The sequence below is a fragment of the Corallococcus praedator genome (assembly GCF_003612125.1).
GTDB lineage: Bacteria > Myxococcota > Myxococcia > Myxococcales > Myxococcaceae > Corallococcus > Corallococcus praedator.
Window position 1 is genome coordinate 1 of record NZ_RAWI01000634.1, and the last position, 3,258, is coordinate 3,258.

2 protein-coding genes are annotated in these 3,258 nt (G+C 70.5%); both read left to right on the forward strand.

Annotated elements, in window-relative coordinates:
* Positions 1-1,656, forward strand: a 1,656-nt coding sequence (locus D7Y13_RS40135; protein WP_439329257.1) for an adenylate/guanylate cyclase domain-containing protein, incomplete at its 5' end; no start/stop codon positions are given.
* A gap of 12 nt (positions 1,657-1,668) precedes the next feature.
* A partial coding sequence (locus D7Y13_RS40140) for a serine/threonine-protein kinase (protein ID WP_147452620.1) occupies positions 1,669-3,258 on the forward strand: 1,590 nt, incomplete at its 3' end.

Below are 3,258 nucleotides of genomic sequence, written 5' to 3' on the forward strand. Positions count from 1 at the left end.
GCCCCATTCCCGCCCAGGTCCGGGTCGCACCCGCGCGGGCCGCACCTGACGGGGCGGTTCGCGGACGGGACGCTGGGGGAGTTTCCCCTGGGGCCGACGACGTCGCTCGGCCGCCATCCGTCCAACACGCTCAGGCTCGTGGACCGCGAAGTGTCCAAGGAGCACGCCACCATCGAGAAGGTGGGCCGGGACTTCGTCCTGCGCGACCTGAACTCGTCCAACGGCACCTTCGTCAACGGGCGCCGGGTGACGGGGGAGATGCGGCTGCGCGACGGGGACGAGATCGCCCTGGGCTCCTCGCGGCTCGTCTTCCACAACGGCGAGGCCGCCCCGGGCCAGGGCAACCCGCCCACGCTGCCGGGCGTGACGGTGGTGGCGAACGCCGTCTCCATGCCGGCCTTCCTGGCCCAGATGGACCAGGTGCCGCAGAACTTCCGCCCGTCCGACCAGGTGACGGACACCGCCGCGCTGCGTCGCGACTACGAGAAGCTGAGAATCGCCCATGAGTTCCACCGGCAGGTGAGCCTGAAGGGCAACCAGGCGGACCTGTTCGAGCAGATCCTGAAGGTGGCCTTCGAGCTGCTGGCGGCCGACCACGGCGTCATCCTGAAGGTGGGCGTGGAGGGGGAGTTCATCCCGGCCGCGGTGCACCACCGGCAGGGCAAGATGGTGAACGTCATGCTGTCGGACACCGTGCTCAAGCGCGTGGTGGAGACGGGCAAGGCGGTGCTGACGGCGGACGCCATCATCGACGAGCGCTTCTCCGCGGCGGAGAGCATCGTGGCGCAGGGCATCCGCTCCGCCATGGCGGTGCCGCTGATGGTGAACGGCGACATCCAGGCGGTGCTCTTCCTGGACAGCCGGCAGCAGATCAACGCCTTCTCGGAGAAGGACCTGACCATCCTGTCCGGCATCGCCGCGCAGGCCGGCATCGCGCTGGAGAACGCGGCCCTGGCGGAGCAGATCCGCAACGAGGCGGTGACGCGCGCGGAGCTGTCGCGCTTCCTGTCCAAGGCGGTGGCGGACGCGGTGATCAACGGCGGCACGGAGGACTTGCGCCAGAGCCGGCTCGCGGAGGTGAGCTGCCTGTTCGCGGACATCCGTGGCTTCACCACCCTGGCGGAGAGTGATTCGCCGCAGGAGGTGGTGTCGATGCTCAACAGCTTCTTCACCGCGATGGCGGACGTGGTGTTCCGCTACGAGGGCAACCTGGACAAGTTCATCGGGGACTGCGTGATGGCGGTGTGGGGTCCGCCCTCGTCGCACCCGGATGATCCGGGCCGCGCGTTGAGGGCGGCGCTGGAGATGCAGGACGCCGTCACGGAGCTGAACCGGCAGCGCGTGCTGGACGGCAAGAAGCCCATCGAGGTGGGCATCGGCGTCAACACGGGCCAGGCCGTCGTGGGCTACATGGGCAGCGCGGAGCGGCACGAGTTCACCGCCATTGGCGACACCGTCAACACCGCGTCGCGGCTGTGCGGCATCGCCAAGAGTGGCGAGGTGCTGGCGTCGGAGGCGACGGTGCGCAAGTCCGGGCCGGGCTTCGACGTGGAGGAGCTGCCGATGCTCCAGGTGAAGGGCAAGGAGAAGGGCGTGCAGACCTTCCGCGTGCATGGCGCGGAGCTGACCACCTCCACCTCGCGCAAGGTGCGCTGATCCATGCGCGCCATGACCACGACGCAGTCGTGCCCCAACTGCGGCACGGTGCACGACACCCGGGTGTACGTGAGCGGCCAGAAGGTCGTCTGCCGCTGCGGCATCCGGTTCGAGGTGCGGCGCGCGGATGTGTCCAGCATCCGCCCGGCCGACGCGTCGCTCAGCAGGCCGCCTGTCCGCAACGACGATGAAACAGGCGTCGCGGTGACGTTCGTGCCGCGCACGGTGGGAAATCCACCGGTGTCGATGTCACCTTCCGCCGATCCAGGTGTTGGGATGGGCAGGGAGGACAGCAGGTTGGGACGTGAGACGGATCCGTACGGCGGAGCTTCGGAGGCGACGGCCCTGGCCGGGCCGCCTTCGACGTCCGTGCGGGCGGAAGCCGTCTCCGATTCCCCGGGGGGAGCCGAGATGAACGTCCTGCGACCGGATGGCGTGGCGAAGTCGGGTGAGGGCGAGCTGCCCGGAAGCGTCGTTCCGGCCACGGTGGAGGGCCTCTCCGGGCACACGTCCGGGGTGGCGCTGCCGGCGTCGGACCCCCAGGCGATGGACGCTTCGGTGGATGGGGACGGGGCCACGGTGGTGCGTCCTCCCCAAAAGGCCCGGCCCCAGGTGGACACGGCCTTGCGCCACATCGAGAACGCGGAGACGGTGCTGACGGGCGCGAAGCCCCAGCTTCCGGGCCTGGAGCTGCTGGAGGTGCTGGGCCGCGGCGGCATGGGCGAGGTGTGGCTCGCGCGCCAGCAGTCGCTGGGCCGCACGGTGGCGGTGAAGGTGTTGCCGCCCCGGCTGGCGAAGGACGCGGAGTTCGTGTCGCGCTTCGACAAGGAGGCGACAGCGCTGGCGGCCCTGAGCCACCCCCACATCGTGCAGATCATCGACCGGGGCGTCGCGGGCGAGCACTACTACTTCGTCATGGAGTACGTGGAGGGCCAGTCGCTGCGCCACGCGCTGAGCGGCGCGGATCCGATTTCGCCCCAGCAGGCGCTGAAGGTGCTCCTGCAGGTGACGCGCGCGGTGGAGGCGGCGCACGAGAAGAACATCATCCACCGCGACCTGAAGCCGGAGAACATCCTGCTGGATGGGCGGCTCAACGCGAAGGTGGCGGACTTCGGGCTCGCGGGCATCCGGCAGCCGGACTCCCAGAAGCAGCTCACCGCCACGTCGGTGGCCATGGGCACGCTCAACTACATGGCCCCGGAGCAGCGCCGGGACGCGAAGAACGTGGATGGCCGGGCGGATCTCTTCTCGCTGGGCGTGATGATGTACGAGGCGCTCACCGGCGAGCTGCCCGTGGGCCGCTTCAAGCTGCCGTCCCAGCGCGTGCGCGGCCTGGATCCGCGCCTGGATCCGGTGGTGGAGCGCCTGCTGGAGACGGACCGCGAGGCCCGCTACGCCACCGCCACGGAGGTCTGCGAGGCGCTGGAGTCCCTGGTGTCCGCCTCGTCGCCGCCGCACCAGGCGGTGCCCGGGGCGGAGCTGGCGCGGGTGCGTCGCGCGGACATCCTCCCCGCGGGGCAGGTGGCCCCGGGGGCGGAGAGCGTCCTCCTGGAGAGGTTCAACGCGGGCTGGGGCCGGGTGCGCACGGGCCTGTCCGTGGTG